We start from the raw sequence: 17,727 nt of genomic DNA, 5'->3' as shown, positions 1-17,727 counted from the left end.
CGTCAGTCCTCGAGCGGTCGCAGGATGCGGTCGAGGAAGCGCCGGGTGCGCTCGTTCTGCGGCGCCGTGAACAGATCACGGGGGTGGCCGCGTTCGACGATGACCCCGCCGTCGAAGAAGACGACCTCGTCGGCGACCTGCCGTGCGAAGCCGAGCTCGTGGGTGACGATGACCATCGTCCACCCCTCGTCGGCGAGCTCCTTGAGCACCAGCAGCACCTCGCCCACGAGCTCCGGGTCGAGGGCGCTGGTCGGCTCGTCGAAGAGAAGGACGTCGGGAGCGAGCGCGAGCGCCCGTACGATGCCGACCCGCTGCTGCTGTCCGCCGGACAGCTCGTGCGGATAGGCATCGCGCTTCTCAGCGAGTCCGACGCGCGCCAGCAGCCGCTCCGCGTCGGCGACGGCCGCATCCTTCGTCACCCCCCGCGCGTGCACCGGTCCCTCGATCACGTTCTCGAGGACCGTGAGGTGCGGGAAGAGGTTGTGGTGCTGGAAGACCATCGCGGAGCGGTCCCGCAGCGCGGCGCGCTGCTGCTTCGCCGCCCGCCCCGTGGCCGACTGGCCGAAGTCGTGCGTCTGGCCGTCCGAGAAGGTGACGACGCCGGCGTCGGGGGCCTCGAGCCCGTTCAGGCAGCGGAGCACCGTGGTCTTGCCCGAGCCGCTGGGCCCGATGAGACAGACGACTTCGCCCCGGCGGACGGCGAAGTCGACGCCGTCGAGGACGACGTTGTCACCGAACGACTTGCGCAGTCCGGTGACGCTGAGCAGGGGGGCGTCAGTGTGCGACACGGCGATCGAGCCTCCGTTCGATGCGGTCCTGACCGAAGGAGAGGACGAGGCAGAAGAGCCAGTAGATGACGGCGGCCTCGATGTAGACGACGAGGAACTCCGAGCTGAAGGCGGCGATGCGCTGCGCCGCGAGGAACAGCTCGGCGACCGTGATCTGGGCGACGAGCGAGGTGTCCTTCACGAGCGAGATGAACGTGTTCGACAGCGGCGGGACCGAGACGCGGGCCGCCTGGGGCAGGATGATGCGCCGGAGCGCCGTCGCCCGGGGCAGCCCGACGGTGAACGCGGCCTCCCACTGCCCCTTGGGGACCGAGAGGATCGCGGCACGGATGACCTCGGCGGCATACCCGCCGACGTTGAGCGACAGCGCGATGACCGCGGCCGGCCAGGCCTCGAGGCGGATGTCGATCTGCGGCAGACCGTAGTAGACGACGAAGATCTGGACGAGCAACGGCGTGCCGCGGATGACGGAGATGTACGCCCGAGCGAGACCCGACAGCACCCGGTTGCCCGAGATCCGCATCAGGGCCGCCGCGATCGCCAGCACGAGACCGACCACGAACGAGACGATCGCGAGGGGGATCGTGACCGTCACCCCGGCCAGGAGCATCGGCCAGAACGAGCTCAGGACGAGTTGCCACGTATCGGCGTCCACCGGCATCCTTTCTCAGAACGGGCGACGGGCCCGACGGACGCCTCGCAGCGTCGCGCCGAGCCCGTCGGGGCCGGGATCACTCGGTGACGTCGGCTCCGAAGTAGGTCTCGCTGATCTTCGCGAGGGTTCCATCTTCGCGCAGCTCGTCGAGCGCGTCGTCGATCTTCTCGATCAGCTCGGTCTTGTCCTTCGCGGCGACGATGGCGCTCTGGGCGGGGTCGGTCTCGGCCGCGATCTTCAGGCCCGTGGGTCCGTTGGTCTTCTCGTAGTCGAGGAAGGTGAGCTTGTCGTTGACGGTCGCATCGACGCGGCCCTGACGCAGCAACTCGACGGCCTGCGCCCAGCCCTCGATCGGGGTGACGTCGGCGCCGGCCTCCTCGGCGAGCTGGAAGAAGTTGCTCGTGAGCGACTGCGCCGTCTTCTTGCCCTTCAGATCGGCGAAGCTCGAGATCGAGTCGTCGCCCTCCTGGACCACGACGACGCTCGGCGACACGGTGTACGGCTCGCTGAAGAGGTACTTCTCCTCGCGCTCGGGGTTGATCGAGACCTGGTTGGCGATGACGTCGACGCGGCCCGCATCGAGACCGGCGAAGATGCCGTCCCACTGGGTCTCCTGGAATTCCACCTTCAGATCGAGCTTCTCGGCGACGGCCTCGATGATCTCGACGTCGTAGCCGACGAGCTTGCCGGTCTCGTCGTGGTACGTGAACGGACGGTAGGTGCCCTCGGTGGCGACCGTGAGCGTGCCCGCCTTGGCGAGACCGAGGTCCTCGCCGCCGGCGCCGGGCTGCCCCGAACTCGTGGAGCAGGCGGTCAGCGCCAGGACGGTGCTGAGGGCGAGGGCTCCGAGGGCAGCGGTACGACGGGACATGGATCTCCTTGGTGAGGGGTGTCGGGATGCGGTCGCGCAGCATCGGTGGCCGGCGCGACCCTTCAGTACAACACGCAGCGGCCCGAGATCTTCCCCGGGTGACGGACTGTGTCAGCGCGGCAGCCCGCGGACCAGCTCCGCGAACACCGCGGCGGCGTCGTCCGACCGCGACAGACCGGCCGCCTGACCCGCCCACAGCGACACGAGGTCGCCGTTGTGCGGTGCGGCGGAGCGGAAGCCGCCGGTCAGCCAGTTCTGCGCCGGGAACGGCGCGATCGCCCCGCCGTCCTCGATCGTCCGCACCGCTCGATTCGGGATGCCGCGGGCCAGGCGCCCGCTCATCGCCCGGGTCAGCACCGTGTCGGTGTCCGCCGCCGCCGCGAGTGCGGCTCGGTGCGCCTCGGCGGCCGCCGACTGCCGCGTCCGCAGGAACGCGCTCCCCACCTGCACGCCGGCCGCCCCGAGCGCGAACGCCGCCGCGACACCCCGACAATCGGCCACGCCGCCGGCGGCGATCACCGGGATGTCGACGGCGTCGACGACCTGCGGCACGAGGGCGAACGTCCCCACGAGGGACTCCTCGGCCGGTCGCAGGAAGCTCACCCGGTGACCGGCTGCCTCGGCACCGCTCGCGACGACCGCGTCGACGCCACCCTCCTCCAGCGCGACGGCCTCGGCGACGGAGGTCGCCGTGCCGATGACGCGGATGCCGCGACGATGCGCCTCGGCGACGACCTCCGGCGCGGGCACCCCGAACACGACGCTCAGGACGGCGGGCGCGGCATCCCAGACCGCGTCGAGCTGCTCCGACAGCGAGGGGAGGAACGCGGCGGGCAGCGGCGGGACGGCCGCACCGGCCGCCTCGAACAGCGGCGCGACGGCCGCCTGCGCGGCGGTCAGGTCGACCTCGTCGGGCGCGACCTCGTCGCCCAGCGGCAGCCACAGATTGAGCGCAAAGGGGCGCCCGGTCGCGGCGCGCAGCGCCGTCGCGGTGTCACGGATGCGGTCGCCCGAGTAGCCGTACAGTCCGAAGGATCCGAGGCCGCCGCAGTCGCTCACGCTCGCCGTCAGAGCGATCGAGGAGAGTCCGCCGAAGGGACCCAGCACGATCGGGGCGTCGATTCCCAGGAGCGTCTGCAGATCACCGGCCATGATCCCGACGTTACCAATGCCGGGAACGACGAAGGGGCCCCACCCGGAGGTGGAGCCCCTTGCTGTCGGTAACCTCAGACGAGAGCGTTGACGTCCAGCGGGATGCCGGGACCGAACGTGGTCGAGATGGCGCCCTTCTGGATGTAACGGCCCTTCGCGCTCGAGGGCTTCAGGCGCACGATCTCTTCGAGAGCGGCGGTGAAGTTCTCGTTGAGCTGCTCGGCCGTGAACGACGCCTTGCCGACCACGAAGTGGACGTTGGCGTGCTTGTCGACGCGGAACTCGATCTTTCCGCCCTTGATCTCCTCGACGGCCTTGGCCGGGTTGGGGGTCACGGTGCCGGTCTTCGGGTTCGGCATGAGGCCGCGGGGTCCGAGGACCTTACCGAGGCGACCGACCTGGCCCATGAGCTCGGGGGTGGAGACCGCCGAGTCGAACGCGGTGTAGCCACCGGCGACCTTCTCGATGAGCTCGGCGCCACCGACCTCGTCCGCACCCGCGGCGATGGCCGCTTCGGCGGCGGGACCGGTCGCGAACACGATGACGCGCGCGGTCTTGCCGGTGCCGTGGGGCAGGATGACCGTGCCGCGGACCATCTGGTCCGCCTTGCGCGGGTCGACGGCGAGCTTCAGCGCGACCTCGACGGTCGAGTCGAACTTCGCGGAGCCGGTCTCCTTCGCGAGGGCGACGGCCTCCTCGGAGGAGTAGAACGTGGAGCGGTCGATCTTCGCCGCTGCTGCTTCGTAAGCCTTGGACTTAGCCATGATGTTCTTCCCCTCAGTCCTCGACCGTGATGCCCATGGAGCGGGCGGTGCCGGCGATGATCAGCGAGGCGGCCTCGATGTCGTTCGCGTTCAGGTCGGGCATCTTCGTCTCGGCGATCTGACGGACCTGGTCCTTCGTGAGCTTCGCGACCTTGACGGTGTGCGGGGTCTTCGAGCCCTTCGCGACGCCGGCGGCCTTCTTGATGAGCTCCGCGGCGGGCGGGGTCTTCAGGACGAAGGTGAAGCTGCGGTCCTCGTAGACGGTGATCTCGACGGGGATGACGTTGCCGCGCTGCGACTCGGTCGCGGCGTTGTACGCCTTGCAGAACTCCATGATGTTGACGCCATGCTGACCGAGCGCGGGGCCGATCGGCGGCGCCGGGTTGGCGGCACCGGCGTTGATCTGAAGCTTGATCAGGCCGGTCACCTTCTTCTTCGGTGCCATTCCTCTTCCTTTCACGAGCGGGACGGATGCCCCGTTCTCCCACGGTCCCGGCGGTTCCGGGTCGTGGTGGTGTCCGTGCGCGCGACGAAGCGACACACAAACCACATGAGTCTACCGCATCCGGCATCCTCCGGCAGTACGGCGAAGGCCCCGCCGGAGCGGGGCCTTCGCGTCGCGCGGTGCGGCGCTTACTGCTTGGTGACCTGGTCGAAGCTGAGCTCGACCGGCGTCTCGCGCTCGAAGAGCGAGACGAGGACGGTGAGCTTGCCGCTCTCGGGCTTGATCTCGGAGATCGATCCGGGCAGACCCGCGAACGAACCCTCCTTGATCGTGATCGTCTCGCCGATCTCGAAGTCGACCTCGGTGACGACCGAGCGCGCCTGCGTGGCGGAGCCCTTGGCGGCACCGGCCTTGGCGGGGGCGACCTCCTTGGCCTCGACGAGGGGCTTCAGCATGTTGAAGGCCTCTTCGAAGCGCAGCGGCGTGGGGTTGTGGGCGTTGCCGACGAAGCCGGTGACACCGGGCGTGTGACGCACGACCGACCAGGTGTCCTCGTTGAGCTCCATGCGGACCAGCACGTAGCCGGGGATCCGCACGCGGTTGACCATCTTGCGCTGGCCGTTCTTGATCTCGACGACGTCCTCCATGGGGACCTCGACCTGGTAGATGTCGTCCTCGACCTCGAGCGTCGACTTGCGCTGCTCGATGTTCGCCTTCACCTTGCGCTCGAAGCCGGCGTAGGAGTGGATGACGTACCACTTGCCCTCGAGCGAGCGCAGCTCCTGACGGAACGCCTCGTACGGGTCCTCGGGGGTCTCGTCCTCGTCCTCGTCGTCGCCGAGTTCGGGACCGTCGTAGGGGGCGACCTCGTCGGCGGCGGCCGCAGCGCGCTCGGCCTCCTCGTCGGCGAGCGACTCGGTCAGCACCTCGGCGGCGGCCTCGGCCTCGTCGGCCTGGTCGATCTCGAGCGCGTCGTTCACGATGCGGTCGGCCTCGGGGTCTTCGATCACGACGGCGTCCTCTCCCGTGGGCTCGTCATCGGAGGGCTCGTCGTCCTCGATGTGCAGGGCGGCGTGCTCGGCGGACTCGGCGGAACGCTCCTGGTCGGCCAGGACGTTGCCCTCCTGGGCCTCGTCGTCCTCGCTGGACTGCTCCGCGGCGGTCGACCAGTCGGCGTCGTCGACATATCTTTCGGTCACGTCATTCACTTCCCTGCAGGTTCGGCTTCGATGTTCAGCGGCGCGTCGGCGGGTGATCCCGTGGTCCGGGATGCCGTCCGTCACCGCGACGGATGGTCGTCCGTTCGTCAGCTCGGCACGTCGAAGACGATGTCCGTGACCCAGGTGAAGAGCAGGTCGAGCCCGTAGACGATCGCCATCACGACGACGACGAATCCGAGGACCACGAGCGTGAACTTGACGAGCTCCTGCCGGGTCGGCGTGACGACCTTGCGGAGTTCGGCGATCACCTGACGGATGAAGAGGGCGATCCGCTGGAAGAAGTTGAGCTTCTTCTCACGGGTGGCGCCGCTGCTGGCAGCGACGACCTCGCCGTTCGGCTCATCCTGGACCATTCAACCCACCTGTTGCTCGGTTCGAGTCAGCTGACGCTGACGCGCAGGGCGGACAGGAATCGAACCTGCAACCTGCGGTTTTGGAGACCGCTGCTCTGCCAATTGAGCTACCGCCCTAAGGTCTTGCGACCCGGGGATCCACATCCTCGCCGACCCCATGGGCACGGCAAAAGAATGCAGACAACTGCGCGCACAAGCATACGGCATGCCTCGCGGGCTGGCGAACGCGCGGCAGCCCTCCCCCTCCCGGAAGGGCCTCGCTAGGCTTGTCCGGCCGTCCCGTCGCGGCAGCGCCGGAGGGGGTCCGGCGCGCGGACGATCACGAGGAGCCCGGTGACCGACAGTTCCGCCGCCCACCAGTTCCAGGTCGACCTCCGGGGTGTCATCGACCTCCTCAGTCGCCACATCTACTCGAGCCCCCGCGTGTTCCTGCGCGAACTCCTCCAGAACGCCGTCGACGCGATCGCCGCTCGACGTGCGCTCGACGGCGGGGGCGGCCGCATCCGGATCACGCCCGTGAGCGCCGCGTCGGACGAGTTCGTCCTGCGCGACGACGGCATCGGGCTCACCGAGGCCGAGGTCGCGGATCTGCTCGCGACGGTGGGACGCAGCTCGAAGCGCGACATCTTCGATCTGCCGCGCGGCGACTTCCTCGGCCAGTTCGGCATCGGGATGCTGTCGTGCTTCATGGTGTGCGACACGATCGACATCCGTTCGCGCAGCGCCGCGAGGGGCGGCGCCGTGGAATGGACCGGACACGCCGACGGCACCTTCACGGTGTCGCCGTACGCGGGCGACCTCCCCCGTCGGGACGAGCGTGCACCTGACCCCGCGCGCCGACACGCGGTCGCTGCTCGAGACGAGCACCGTCCTCGACCTCGCCGAGACGTTCGGGCGCTACTTGCCCCACACCATCGTGGTCGACCTCCCCGGCGGCGGCGAGACGACCGACACCGGAGGCCGAAGGTCAGGCGCAGGCGCTCGTGCAGCAGGGCCGGCACCTCGGCAACTTCGGGGAGTTCGACGACGCCGTGCTCGCGTTCGACACCGCGATCGGCCTCATCCGGGACCGCGAGGACCAGGTCGGCGTGCTCGCCGAGGCGCTGCACCTGCTCGCGCAGGCCAAGATGCAGCGCGGCGACGAGGACGCCTCCGACGTGATCGACCAGGCTCTGGCGCTCGGCCGGGCCAACGAGGCGCACTGGTACGTCGCCGACGTGCTCGACACGCGCGCGCGCCTGCTGGCCGGCCGTTCCTTCAGCCGATGCGGATGAGCTTCTTGTTGACGAACTCGTCGGCCGCCAGCAGCCCCAGCTCGCGGCCGGTGCCGCTGCGCTTGATGCCGCCGAAGGGCAGGCCCGGCTCGTCGGCGAGCACGAGGTTGACGTAGACCATGCCCGCCTCGATCCTGTCGGCGACCCGCTTCGCCTGCTCGGGGTCGGTCGTAAACACGTACGATCCGAGGCCGAACGGGGTGTCGTTGGCGAGGCGGACCGCCTCGTCCTCGTCTGCGACGCGGTAGACGACGCCCGCCGGACCGAACAGCTCCTCGCGGTACACGTCCATCTCGGGGGTGACGCCGGTGAGGACGGTCGGGGTGAAGAAGGCACCGTCGCGGGTGCCGCCGGTGACGATCGTGGCGCCCTGGGCCGCAGCATCCCGGATCTGCTTCTCGAGACGCTCAGCGGCCGCGACCGACGAGAGCGGGCCGAGGACCGTGTCGGAGCTCCACGGGTCGCCGACGCTCGCCGCGGCCATCTTGGCGGTGAACGCCTCGAGGAACGCGTCGTAGAGCCCGTCGACGACGATGAACCGCTTCGCGCCGTTGCAGGACTGCCCGGTGTTGTCGAGGCGCGCATCGACCGCCGCCTGCGCGACCGCGTCGATGTCGTCGGCCGACAGCACGATGAACGGGTCGGACCCGCCGAGCTCGAGGGCGACCTTCTTGAGGTTGCGCCCGGCGACCTCGGCGACCGCCGCGCCGGCACGCTCGGAACCCGTCACCGAGGCGCCCTGCACCCGCGGGTCGGCGATGACGTCGGCGGCCTGCTCGTTCGTCAGGTAGACGTTCGTGTACGCGCCCTCGGGGAAGCCCGCGTCGCGGTAGATCGCCTCGATCGCCGCCGCGGACTCGGGGCACTGCGGCGCGTGCTTGAGGAGGATCGTGTTACCGACCGCCAGGTTCGGGGCCGCGAAACGGGCCACCTGGTAGTAGGGGAAGTTCCACGGCATGACCCCCAGCAGCACGCCCAGGGGCGCCTTGCGGATGACGGCGGTGCCGTCGCCGTCGATCGGGACGGGCACGTCCGCGGTGATCTCCTCGATGTGGTCGGCGTAGTACTCGGTGATGTCGGCGGCGAAGTCGACCTCGCCGAGCGCCCCGTCGATCTGCTTGCCCATCTCGCGGACGATGATCTTCGCGAGCTCGTCGCGGCGCTCGCGGTGCAGCTGCGCGGCGCGGCGCAGCAGATCGGCCCGCTCGGCGGGCGTGGAGGTGCGCCCCCACCCGCGGGCGGCCTCGTCGGCGGTGGCCAGGGCGCGCTCCACCTCGTCGGCGGTGGCGGTCGGGTAGGTGGCGTGGGTCTGCCCCGTAGCGGGGTCGATGACGGCGTAGTCGCTCATGATGCTCCTCTTCGTCCCGCTCAGGCGGGGATCAGAGTGTACTTCACGTTCAGGTATTCGTGGATGCCTTCCAGGCCGCCTTCGCGCCCCATGCCCGACTGCTTGACCCCGCCGAACGGGGCGGCGGCGTTGGACACGACGCCGACGTTCAGGCCCATCATGCCCGTCTCGAGACGGTCGATCATGCGGTGGCCGCGGGCGAGGTCCTGCGTGAAGACGTAGGACACCAGCCCGTACTCGGTGTCGTTGGCCAGGCGCACGGCCTCGTCCTCGTCGGAGAAGGTGGAGATCGCGAGCACCGGCCCGAAGATCTCCTCGCGGAGGATCGCGCTGCCGGGGACGACACCCTCGACGACCGTCGGCTCGTAGAAGGTGCCGGGACCTTCGAGGGCGTTGCCGCCGGCCAGGATGCGTGCGCCCCGCTCGACGGCGTCGCCGACGAGCTCCTGCGCCTTCGCGACCGCGCGGTCGTCGATGAGCGGACCGATCTGCACGCCGTCCTCGGTGCCGCGGCCCACGTTCATGGCGCGCACGCGGTCGGCGACGCGCTGCGAGAACTCGGCCGCGACCGACTCGTGCACGATGAAGCGGTTGGCCGCGGTGCAGGCCTGTCCGATGTTGCGGAACTTGGCGAGCATCGCGCCGTCGACGGCCTTGTCGAGGTCGGCGTCCTCGAAGACGACGAACGGCGCGTTGCCGCCGAGCTCCATCGAGACGCGCAGGACGCCCTCGGCCGCCTGGGCGATGAGCTTCTGACCGACGGGCGTGGACCCCGTGAACGACAGCTTCCGCAGCCGCGGGTCGGAGATGATCGGCCCCGACACCGCGCTCGACGACGAGGTCGTGATCACGTTGACGACGCCCTCGGGGACGCCGGCCTCGGCGAGCAGCTGCGCGAAGAACAGGGTCGTCAGCGGCGTCAGCTCGGCGGGCTTCACGACCACGGTGCAGCCCGCGGCGAGCGCGGGGGCGATCTTGCGAGTCGCCATCGCGAGCGGGAAGTTCCACGGCGTGATGAAGAAGGACGGACCCACGGGGCGCTGCGAGACGACCATGCGCCCCGTGCCCTCGGGATTCATGCCGTAGCGGCCCGAGATGCGCACGGCCTCCTCGCTGAACCAGCGCAGGAACTCGCCCCCGTAGGCCACCTCTCCCCGGGACTCGGCGAGGGGCTTGCCCATCTCGAGGGTCATGAGGAGGGCGAGGTCCTCCTTGCGGGCCTGCACGAGGTCGAACGCGCGGCGGAGGATGTCGCTCCGCTCCCTGGGCGCGGTCGCCGCCCACGCCTCCTGCGCTGCGACGGCCGCGTCGAGGGCCCGGATGCCGTCGCCCGGCGAGGCGTCGGCGATCCGCCGGATCACGTCTCCCGTCGACGGGTCGAACACGTCGAGGGTCTTTCCCCCCTCGGCATCCACCCACCGGCCTCCGATGAAGAGCTGGTTCGGGATCTGGGCGAGGAAGTCGGACTCGCGGGAGGTCATCGGTTGTTCTCGCTTTCTGCGCGCAGCTTCCGCGCACTGGGGGGTGCGTCCATCGCGAGCGTCTGCCCGCGGAAGAACGCCGGACGGCGGACGGACTGCCAGATCATGGTGACGATCCCGACGACGATGATCAGCATCCCGAGGATGAACACGAGGCCGACGCCGAACACCTCGGAGCCGGACCCGTAGGCCGGGTCCATCGAGTCGACGAGGGTCGTGACGAAGATGACGGCGAGGATCACCCCGCCGACGAGCGGCGAGAGGAATGTGAACAGGAACGACCGGACGGAATCGAACCACTGCTTGCGGAAGTACCAGACGCACGCGAAGGCGGTGAGCCCGTAGTAGAAGCAGATCATCATCCCGAGCGACAGGATCGTGTCGGTGAGGACGTTCTCGCTGAGCAGCCGCATGACCGCGTAGAACACCGCGGCGACGACGGAGGACACGATCGTCGCGAAGCCGGGCGTGAAGAACCGCGGGCTGACGGCGGCGAACCGACGCGGCAACGCGCCGTAGTGCCCCATCGCCAGCAGCGTCCGGGCCGGTCCCACCGCGGTGGACTGGAGGGATGCCGCCGAGCTCGAGAGCACGGCCAGCGAGACGAGGAACGCCAACGGTCCGAGCACGGGGCCCGAGAGCGCGAAGAAGACGTTCGCCGAGATGTCCTCGTTGCCGAGCCCGAGTTCCCCGGTCCCGACGCCGGCGAACATCATCAGACTGACGGACAGGGCGAGGTAGAGCGCCATCACGACCACGACGGTCACCATCGCGGCGCGTCCGGGCGTGCGGTCGGGGTCCTTCGTCTCCTCGTTCATCGTCAGGACGACGTCCCAGCCCCAGAAGATGAAGATCGACAGCGAGATGCCCGCGGCGAAGGCGCTGAAGCTCGACACCTCGAACGGGTTGACCCACGACCAGTCGAAGGCGAGGTGGTCGATGCCGTCCCCGCTGAAGCTCTTCACGAAGGCGGCGACCGCGAAGAGGACGAGCACGATGACCTGGAAACCAACGAGGACGTACTGGAACTTCTGCGTGGTTTGCATGTCGCGGTAGGACACGAGCGTCGCGCCCAGGAGGAACAGGAGACACACCCCGACGTTGATGAACGGGTTGAAGGCGAGCTCGGCGATGCCCTCGTTGCCGCTGATCTGCGCGATCAGCAGGAAGAGGAACTCGACGGCGATGCCAGCGAGGTTCGACAGCACGATGACGGTCGCCGCGATCAGGCCCCAGCCCGTCATCCATCCGATCCACGGGCCGAAGGCGCGGACGCCCCACGTGAAGCTCGTTCCGGAGTCGGGCATGACCCGGTTCAGCTCGCGGTAGCCCAGAGCGACGAGCAGCATCGGGATGAACCCGACGAGGATCACGGCGGGCACCTGCACGCCCACCGCCGAGACTGTCGGCCCCAGGGAGGCGGTGAGCGTGTAGGCGGGGGCGATCGTCGAGACACCGATCACGACGGCGCCGACCAGGCCCACCGTTCCGGCGCTGAGGCCCTTGGCGGAGATCGCGGCGTCTTTCGCGCCGGGGATCTTCTCTGCGGCGTGCTGGCTCATCGTCGAGCTCCTTCGGATCAGCGGGACTGTTCGGGGGTGCGGGTGCGAGGCACGACGACCATCGGCACCGGGATCTCGCTCAGCAGCTTCGCCGCGACCGATCCCAGGAAGAGGCGCCGCGGCTGCGCGAGGCGGCTCGAGCCGACGAGGATCATCTCGCCCGGCAGCCAGTCGAGGTGGGCCACGGCATCCTCGATGCTGTCGCCCTTCGCGGTCACGATGTCGGCGCGGACACCCTCGGGGATGGCCGTCAGGACGTCGTCGAGGACCTTCTCGGCGTGGGCGGCCCCGGCGAGGCGGATGACCCCCGTGTCGACCGAGGCGGGCAGGTCGACCGTCACGAGCGAGACGAGGCGCAGCGACGCCCCCGTCGCCGACGCGAGCGCGACGGCCTCCTCGAGGAGGACGTCGGCACCGGCACGCGTGCCGACCGCGACGGTCAGGCGCGGGACACCGGCATCCGTCACCCGCTTGCGCGCACCGCGCGGCACGAGCACAACCGGAACGTCGGAGGAGTGGAGCAGCTGGCTCGTCGTGGAGCCCAGCCGGTGACGGCCCCGCGAGCCGCCGTCGGCGGCGCCCACCACGAGGTGCGAGGCGCCGAACTCGTCGGCGGCCTCGACGAGACCCTCGGCGAACGACTCGGCGTAGCGGGCGTGCTCGCGGTGGACCACGCCGTTCGGCACATCCGCGGCCGCCTCGGCGAGCCAGGACTCGGCCTGGCCGAGCAGGTAGCGGTCGTACGACGCGTCGGGAGGGGTGATGACGCTGCGCCCCTCCCCCGGCAGGACCAGGACGATGTCGAGCTCGGCACCGGATGCCGCGGCGAGCCCGCGCGCGACGGCCACCGCGTCGCGGCCCGCCTTCGTCGCGGTGTACCCGACGACGATCCGGCCGCTCATGCCCGGCCGTCCGCGAGGATGTTCCGGGCGGCCAGGCGACCCATGCGGATCGCGCCGTCGACGTGCTGGTAGCCGGCGCCCGCGATGTCGCTGCAGGCGAAGTGGATGGGCCCGACGGGCGTGCGCACATCCGCGCCGTAGCGGTGCAGGCCGCCCATGTCGAAGCTCGCCGCGTAGGCGCCGCGGGTCCACTCCTCGGTGCCCCAGTCGCTCTCGTAGTAGACGACCGGGTCCTTCGCCTCGGGGCCGTAGTAGTGCGACAGCGACTCGAGGATGCGTTCCTTGCGCTCCTCGGCCGACAGGCGGAACATGTCGTCGGCGTTGCGGTCCGACACGAAGCCGACGAGCGTGCCGCGCGGGTCCTCGTGATTCGTGTTGTCGTAGGCCTCGTGGCAGATCTCGTAGGGGCTGAAGGCGGTGCCCGACAGGCCCTTCTCGCGCCAGAACGGCGTCTCGTAGACGGCGTGCACCTTGATGACGAACCCCATCGACAGGTGCTGGTGCATCTGATGCTGCAGACGCGGCATCGGCGGCTCGAACGAGATCCGGTGGTACAGCACCGGCGCGAGGGCGAGGATCGCGCTGCGCGCGCGGACGGTGAGGCCCTCGGCGTGCGCCGTGACCCCGGCATCCGACCATTCCAGGGTGCGCACCGGACGGTTCAGGAAGACGTCGTCGCCGAGGCGCTCCGCCAGGAGCACCGGCACCTGCTGCAGGCCGCCCACGACGCGCTTGTCGAGGATGAAGTCCGCGTCGACGAGGTGCGAGTAGCTGCCGGCGCTCGCGGCCATGAGCAGGGACTGCAGCAGCGAGAAGGCGTGCGTCGGCTTCGTGAGCATCGCCGACCCGGTCGCGAAGGCGAGGTTGCGGACCGCCTCGTCGTCGTCGGTCTGCTGGCGGAGCCACGCGTCCCACGTGATCGTGTCCCATTCGGCGGCCTTCGGGTGCGCGTAGGGACGGTCGGGGTCGATCTCGGCGACCATCGCGTCGAGCCGGCGGGTGATCTCGTCGATCGTCCGTTCGGTCTCGGGGCTCACGGGGAACATCTCGCCCGTGAAACGCGACACGGTGCCGTCAGGCCCGACGTAGACGCTGTCGCCCTCGCGGTAGCGGCTGAAAGTCTCGAGACCCAGTTCGGCGACCGTGTCGATGAGGGCGTCCTGGTCGGGTGAGACCCACTGGCCGCCGAGCTCGAGCATCGCGCCGTCGACGACGTCGGTCCACAGGCGACCGCCGACGCGCTCGCGCGCCTCGAGGACGGCGACCGACAGACCGGCCTTGCGCAGCTCGTTCGCGGCGGTGAGGCCGGCGGCGCCGGCTCCCACGATCACGACGTCACGGGTGATCTCGGTCATTCACGACTCCTTCGTCAGAGAGCTTGTCGCCGGCGCGTGGTCGGGGCGGCGACGGAGGTTGCGCCGCACGAGCGGCCAGAACACGAGCAACACGGCGGTCGCGATGAGGCTCGTCCACACCTGCGCGCGCCCGGACTCCGACGTCAGCATGATGGCGACGACGGCGGTGATCGCGGCGATCAGCAGGATGTTGAGCCACGGGTGCAGCCACACCTTGAGCTTCAACGCGGCGACCTCGTCGGGCGTCATCTTCTGCCGCAGCCGCATCTGCGTGAGCGCGATGAAGACGTAGACGAAGAGGGCGACGAGGCCCGCGGAGTTCATGATGAAGTCGAAGATGCCCGAGCTGGGGGCGACGAAGTTCACGAGCGTCGCGATGAGCCCGCCGATCGTCGAGGCGAGCAGGGCGAACACCGGCACCCCGGTGCGGGAGCGGCGGGCGACGACCTTCGGGGCGAACCCCTTGTCGGCGAGCGCGGCGAACATGCGCGAGGCCGAGTACAGCCCGGAGTTCAGCACCGAGATGACGGCCGTGAAGATGACGAGCTGCATGATCACGTCGGCGAACGGGATGCCGAAGCGCGACAGCGCGATCGTGAAGGGCGCGTTGGCGACGTCGGTGGGCACGGGCAGTTCGTCCCAGGGAACGACGGTGACGATGACGAGGACCGATCCTACGAAGAACAGCAGGATGCGCCAGATGATCGTGCTCGTCGCCTGTCGGATGCCCTTGGCGGGGTCCACTGACTCGGCCGAGGCCATGACGGCGATCTCGGTGCCGAAGTACGAGAAGATCACGAGCGCGACGCCGGTGAAGGCGACGCCGATGCCGTTGGGGGCGAAGCCGCCGTGTTCCCACAGGTTCGGGACGGCGAAGGTCGCATTCGGCCAGAGTCCGAGGGCGAAGAGGATGCCGGCGCCCAGGAACACGACGATGGCGACCACCTTGATGCTCGCGAGCCAGAACTCGACCTCCCCGAAGGTGCGCACCGAGATGACGTTGGTGCCGACGAAGATCGCGATGAGGATGAGCGACCAGGCCCAGGACGGCAGCGCCGGGAGCCACGTGTGGAGCGTCTCGCCGCCGAGCACCGCCTCGTAGGCGAGGACCCCGACCCAGAAATACCAGTAGAGCCAGCCCACGAGGTACGCCGCCCAGTCGCCGAGACCGACGCGGGCGTACTCCATGAAGGAACCGATTGCGGGGCGGGATGCCGCCATCTCGCCCAGCATGCGCATGGCGAAGAAGACGAGCAGACCGCCGATCAGGTACGAGACGATCGCGGCGGGTCCGACCTCGCGGATGACGTTGCCGGAGCCGACGAACAGGCTCGCCCCGATGATCCCGCCGAGGGTGATGATCGTCACGTGGCGCGAGCGCAGCTTGCTGGAGCGCGCCTGCGTCACCGCGCCGAGCCCCGCCGACGTCTCGGGCGAGACCGGCTGCGACCAGTTGTCGGACCCCGTCATACTCAGACCGTCTTCAGCGCCCGCGCGAGGACGTCGAGGCCCTCGGTCAGCAGGTCGTCGCTGATCGACAGCGGGGGCAGGAAGCGGATCACGTTGCCGTAGGTGCCGCACGTGAGCACGATGACGCCTTCGGCGATGCAGGCCTTCGCGACCGCGGACGTGAGCGCACCGTCCGGCGCACCGGTCGTCGGGTCGACGAACTCGATCGCGATCATGGCGCCGAGCCCGCGGACCTCCGCGATGCGGGGGTCGGATGCCGCCATGGCGCCCAGTCGCGCCGTGAGGAGCGCCTCGATCTGCTGCGCGCGCTCGATGAGGCCGTCGTTCTCGAAGGCGTCCATCGCCGCGAGCGCGGCCGCGCACGCGACGGGGTTACCGCCGTACGTGCCGCCGAGGCCGCCGGTGTGCGTCGCATCCATGATGTCGGCGCGACCGGTGACCGCGGCCAAGGGCATGCCCCCAGCAATGCCCTTGGCCGTGGTGATCAGGTCCGGCACGATGCCGAAGTGCTCGCTCGCGAACATGGCGCCGGTGCGGGCGAAGCCCGACTGCACCTCGTCGGCGATGAAGACGACGCCGTTGTCCCGGCACCAGTCGACGACGGCCGGCAGGAAGCCGTCGGCCGGGACGACGAAGCCGCCCTCGCCCTGGATGGGCTCGATGATGACGGCGGCCAGGTTGTCGGCACCGACCTGCTTCTCGATCATCGAGATCGCGCGGGCCGCGGCATCCGCCCCCGACAGTCCGTCGCGGAGCGGGTACGAACCGGGCACGCGGTAGATCTCGGAGGCGAAGGGACCGAAGCCGCTCTTGTAGGGCATGGACTTGGCGGTGAGCGCCATCGTGAGGTTGGTGCGGCCGTGGTAGGCGTGGTCGAAGGCGACGACGGCCTGCTTGCCGGTGAACTTGCGGGCGATCTTGACGGCGTTCTCGACCGCCTCGGCGCCGGAATTGAACAGGGCGCTCTTCTTCGCGTGGTCGCCGGGGGTGAGCCGGTTGAGGTTCTCGGCCACCTCCACGTAGGACTCGTACGGCGAGATCATGAAGCAGGTGTGCGTCAGCTGCGCGGCCTGGGCCGCGATCGCCTCGACGACCTTCGGGTGCGCGACACCCACCGTCGTGACGGCGATACCCGAACCGAGGTCGATCAGCGAGTTGCCGTCGGCGTCGACCACGACGCCACCGCCGGCGGCGACGGCCGCGATAGGGACGGTGTGCCCGACGCCCGCGGCGACGGCCTCGGCCTTGCGCGAAAGGAGCTCCTGCGAGCGGGGCCCGGGGATGGCGGTCTCGAGGCGGCGCTCCTGCGGGAGGGACGGTCCGCCGAGGGGCGTGGTGACGGCTGCGGTCGAGGTGCTCATGCGGCGAGCGTAGAGGGGCGCGGGCGAGCGGTCACTCGCCGTTGCGTCTATCCTCAGCGCAGGGGTGTACATCGTGTACACACCGGAGGAGGCGACATGGTCACGCGCGAGGCCGAGCCGACCCTGCGGGCGCTGCTCTCTCGCCGCGAGCTGGCCCTCCGCCTCGCCGACGACGAGTCGGCCTTCCGGCCGGGGGCGCTCGACCGACCGACCCGGTGGGTGCACAGCTCCGACCTCGACGATCCGACCCCGTTCCTCGCCGAGGACCTCGTCCTCCTGACGACCGGCACCCAGTTCCCGACCGACGGCGACTACCCCTTCGACGCGTACGTCCGGCGGCTCGTGGACCGCGGCGTGGCGGCGCTCGGTTTCGGCACCGAGGTGGTGCGCGACGGCATCCCGCCCGACCTCGCGGCGGCGTGCCGGGCCGCCGGGCTCCCCCTGTTCGAGGTCCCCTACAGCACACCCTTCATCGCCGTCGCCCGCGCCAATGCCGAAGCCGTCGCCGCGCAGGCCTACGCACGGCGCACGTGGGCGCTGTCGGCGCAGCGCGCCCTCGCCCTCGCGGCGCTCCGCCCCGACGGGCTCGGCGCGACGATCGCCGAGCTCGCCAAGCAGCTCGACACCTGGGTCGGGATGTACGACGCCGCCGGCGAGCTCGTCCGAGAGCACCCCGCCGGCGCGCTCTCGCCCACGGCGGCGGACACCCTGCGCGCCGAGGTCGGC

General features: G+C 70.0%; 17 protein-coding genes, 1 tRNA gene and 1 pseudogene. 3 read left to right on the top strand and 16 right to left on the bottom strand.

Going from position 1 to position 17,727, the window contains the following annotated elements; genetic code table 11:
- Positions 1 to 2: 2 nt before the first annotated feature.
- From NH287_RS09440 to NH287_RS09400, 9 genes are all read right to left on the bottom strand, one after another.
- Positions 3 to 788 carry an amino acid ABC transporter ATP-binding protein gene (locus NH287_RS09440; RefSeq protein WP_308210404.1) on the bottom strand — a complete coding sequence of 262 codons (786 nt, stop codon included), beginning with the start codon at positions 786 to 788 and terminating at the stop codon, positions 3 to 5.
- The gene (locus NH287_RS09435; RefSeq protein ID WP_253035405.1) at positions 775 to 1,449 is read right to left on the bottom strand and encodes an amino acid ABC transporter permease; all 675 of its coding nucleotides are present in this window, start codon (positions 1,447 to 1,449) and stop codon (positions 775 to 777) included. The genes NH287_RS09440 and NH287_RS09435 overlap by 14 nt, the downstream gene beginning before the upstream one ends.
- Positions 1,450 to 1,519: 70 nt before the next feature.
- Positions 1,520 to 2,314, bottom strand: coding sequence for an amino acid ABC transporter substrate-binding protein (locus tag NH287_RS09430; RefSeq protein ID WP_253035404.1), 795 nt, complete (start codon positions 2,312 to 2,314; stop codon positions 1,520 to 1,522).
- 111 nt (positions 2,315 to 2,425) lie between these two features.
- Positions 2,426 to 3,466, bottom strand: a complete 1,041-nt coding sequence (locus tag NH287_RS09425; protein ID WP_253035403.1) for a nitronate monooxygenase family protein — start codon at positions 3,464 to 3,466, stop codon at positions 2,426 to 2,428.
- A 74-nt stretch (positions 3,467 to 3,540) separates the two neighbouring features.
- Positions 3,541 to 4,230: a 50S ribosomal protein L1 gene (gene rplA, locus NH287_RS09420; RefSeq protein WP_064002981.1), complete on the bottom strand. Its 690-nt coding sequence runs from the start codon at positions 4,228 to 4,230 to the stop codon at positions 3,541 to 3,543.
- A 13-nt stretch (positions 4,231 to 4,243) separates the two neighbouring features.
- Positions 4,244 to 4,675, bottom strand: a complete 432-nt coding sequence (gene rplK, locus NH287_RS09415; protein ID WP_064002980.1) for a 50S ribosomal protein L11 — start codon at positions 4,673 to 4,675, stop codon at positions 4,244 to 4,246.
- A gap of 188 nt (positions 4,676 to 4,863) precedes the next feature.
- Complete coding sequence (gene nusG / locus NH287_RS09410) at positions 4,864 to 5,874, bottom strand: transcription termination/antitermination protein NusG (RefSeq protein WP_217530788.1); 1,011 nt, start codon at positions 5,872 to 5,874, stop codon at positions 4,864 to 4,866.
- A gap of 107 nt (positions 5,875 to 5,981) precedes the next feature.
- Positions 5,982 to 6,248 carry a preprotein translocase subunit SecE gene (gene secE / locus NH287_RS09405; protein WP_064002978.1) on the bottom strand — a complete coding sequence of 89 codons (267 nt, stop codon included), beginning with the start codon at positions 6,246 to 6,248 and terminating at the stop codon, positions 5,982 to 5,984.
- A gap of 44 nt (positions 6,249 to 6,292) precedes the next feature.
- Positions 6,293 to 6,365: transfer RNA gene (locus tag NH287_RS09400), tRNA-Trp, on the bottom strand.
- A 216-nt stretch (positions 6,366 to 6,581) separates the two neighbouring features.
- Here NH287_RS09400 and NH287_RS09395 point away from each other — a divergent pair.
- Together NH287_RS09395 and NH287_RS09390 are read left to right on the top strand one after the other, a co-directional pair.
- Positions 6,582 to 7,203, top strand: a pseudogene (locus NH287_RS09395) (ATP-binding protein); the annotation flags it as partial.
- A 28-nt stretch (positions 7,204 to 7,231) separates the two neighbouring features.
- On the top strand, positions 7,232 to 7,522 hold the full coding sequence (locus NH287_RS09390) for a hypothetical protein (protein WP_253035420.1): 291 nt from the start codon (positions 7,232 to 7,234) through the stop codon (positions 7,520 to 7,522).
- On the opposite strand, the gene NH287_RS09385 is transcribed toward NH287_RS09390, so the two are convergent.
- The 7 genes from NH287_RS09385 to gabT are packed head-to-tail and all read right to left on the bottom strand — an operon-like array spanning position 7,506 to position 17,001.
- A complete protein-coding gene (locus NH287_RS09385; RefSeq protein ID WP_253035402.1) occupies positions 7,506 to 8,870 on the bottom strand; it encodes an NAD-dependent succinate-semialdehyde dehydrogenase in 1,365 nt (454 codons plus the stop codon). The two genes, NH287_RS09390 and NH287_RS09385, sit on opposite strands and share 17 nt — an antisense overlap.
- Before the next feature lie 20 nt (positions 8,871 to 8,890).
- Positions 8,891 to 10,351 (bottom strand): NAD-dependent succinate-semialdehyde dehydrogenase, encoded by a 1,461-nt coding sequence (locus NH287_RS09380; protein ID WP_253035401.1) that lies wholly within the window; start codon positions 10,349 to 10,351, stop codon positions 8,891 to 8,893.
- Complete coding sequence (locus NH287_RS09375) at positions 10,348 to 11,913, bottom strand: APC family permease (RefSeq protein WP_064002973.1); 1,566 nt, start codon at positions 11,911 to 11,913, stop codon at positions 10,348 to 10,350. Before NH287_RS09375 ends, NH287_RS09380 begins: the two co-directional genes overlap by 4 nt.
- A 17-nt stretch (positions 11,914 to 11,930) precedes the next feature.
- Positions 11,931 to 12,815 (bottom strand): universal stress protein, encoded by an 885-nt coding sequence (locus tag NH287_RS09370; protein ID WP_253035400.1) that lies wholly within the window; start codon positions 12,813 to 12,815, stop codon positions 11,931 to 11,933.
- A complete protein-coding gene (locus NH287_RS09365; RefSeq protein ID WP_253035399.1) occupies positions 12,812 to 14,170 on the bottom strand; it encodes an NAD(P)/FAD-dependent oxidoreductase in 1,359 nt (452 codons plus the stop codon). Before NH287_RS09365 ends, NH287_RS09370 begins: the two co-directional genes overlap by 4 nt.
- Positions 14,171 to 15,640 carry an amino acid permease gene (locus NH287_RS09360; protein ID WP_253035398.1) on the bottom strand — a complete coding sequence of 490 codons (1,470 nt, stop codon included), beginning with the start codon at positions 15,638 to 15,640 and terminating at the stop codon, positions 14,171 to 14,173.
- A 2-nt stretch (positions 15,641 to 15,642) separates the two neighbouring features.
- Entirely contained in the window at positions 15,643 to 17,001 is a 1,359-nt protein-coding gene (gabT, locus tag NH287_RS09355) for a 4-aminobutyrate--2-oxoglutarate transaminase (RefSeq protein ID WP_064002969.1), read from the bottom strand.
- Between the two features lie 96 nt (positions 17,002 to 17,097).
- Here gabT and NH287_RS09350 point away from each other — a divergent pair.
- The coding region (locus NH287_RS09350) for a PucR family transcriptional regulator ligand-binding domain-containing protein (protein WP_253035397.1) at positions 17,098 to 17,727 on the top strand (630 nt) is incomplete at its 3' end.

Origin of the sequence: Microbacterium sp. CnD16-F, from assembly GCF_024124465.1 — a bacterium.
In the GTDB taxonomy this organism is placed as follows: Bacteria; Actinomycetota; Actinomycetes; order Actinomycetales; family Microbacteriaceae; genus Microbacterium; species Microbacterium gawkjiense.
Note: the sequence above shows the minus strand (reverse complement) of the source record. Positions and strands in the feature narration are given on the sequence as shown.

Excerpts from the sequence above, each read along its gene's own strand:
- NH287_RS09435 (WP_253035405.1), bottom strand. The coding sequence starts at position 1,449 with ATGCCGGTGGACGCCGATACGTGGCAACTCGTCCTGAGCTCGTTCTGG.
- NH287_RS09430 (WP_253035404.1), bottom strand. The coding sequence starts at position 2,314 with ATGTCCCGTCGTACCGCTGCCCTCGGAGCCCTCGCCCTCAGCACCGTC.
- NH287_RS09425 (WP_253035403.1), bottom strand. The coding sequence starts at position 3,466 with ATGGCCGGTGATCTGCAGACGCTCCTGGGAATCGACGCCCCGATCGTG.
- rplA (WP_064002981.1), bottom strand. The coding sequence starts at position 4,230 with ATGGCTAAGTCCAAGGCTTACGAAGCAGCAGCGGCGAAGATCGACCGC.
- rplK (WP_064002980.1), bottom strand. The coding sequence starts at position 4,675 with ATGGCACCGAAGAAGAAGGTGACCGGCCTGATCAAGCTTCAGATCAAC.
- secE (WP_064002978.1), bottom strand. The coding sequence starts at position 6,248 with ATGGTCCAGGATGAGCCGAACGGCGAGGTCGTCGCTGCCAGCAGCGGC.
- NH287_RS09385 (WP_253035402.1), bottom strand. The coding sequence starts at position 8,870 with ATGAGCGACTACGCCGTCATCGACCCCGCTACGGGGCAGACCCACGCC.
- NH287_RS09380 (WP_253035401.1), bottom strand. The coding sequence starts at position 10,351 with ATGACCTCCCGCGAGTCCGACTTCCTCGCCCAGATCCCGAACCAGCTC.
- NH287_RS09375 (WP_064002973.1), bottom strand. The coding sequence starts at position 11,913 with ATGAGCCAGCACGCCGCAGAGAAGATCCCCGGCGCGAAAGACGCCGCG.
- NH287_RS09370 (WP_253035400.1), bottom strand. The coding sequence starts at position 12,815 with ATGAGCGGCCGGATCGTCGTCGGGTACACCGCGACGAAGGCGGGCCGC.
- NH287_RS09365 (WP_253035399.1), bottom strand. The coding sequence starts at position 14,170 with ATGACCGAGATCACCCGTGACGTCGTGATCGTGGGAGCCGGCGCCGCC.
- NH287_RS09360 (WP_253035398.1), bottom strand. The coding sequence starts at position 15,640 with ATGACGGGGTCCGACAACTGGTCGCAGCCGGTCTCGCCCGAGACGTCG.
- gabT (WP_064002969.1), bottom strand. The coding sequence starts at position 17,001 with ATGAGCACCTCGACCGCAGCCGTCACCACGCCCCTCGGCGGACCGTCC.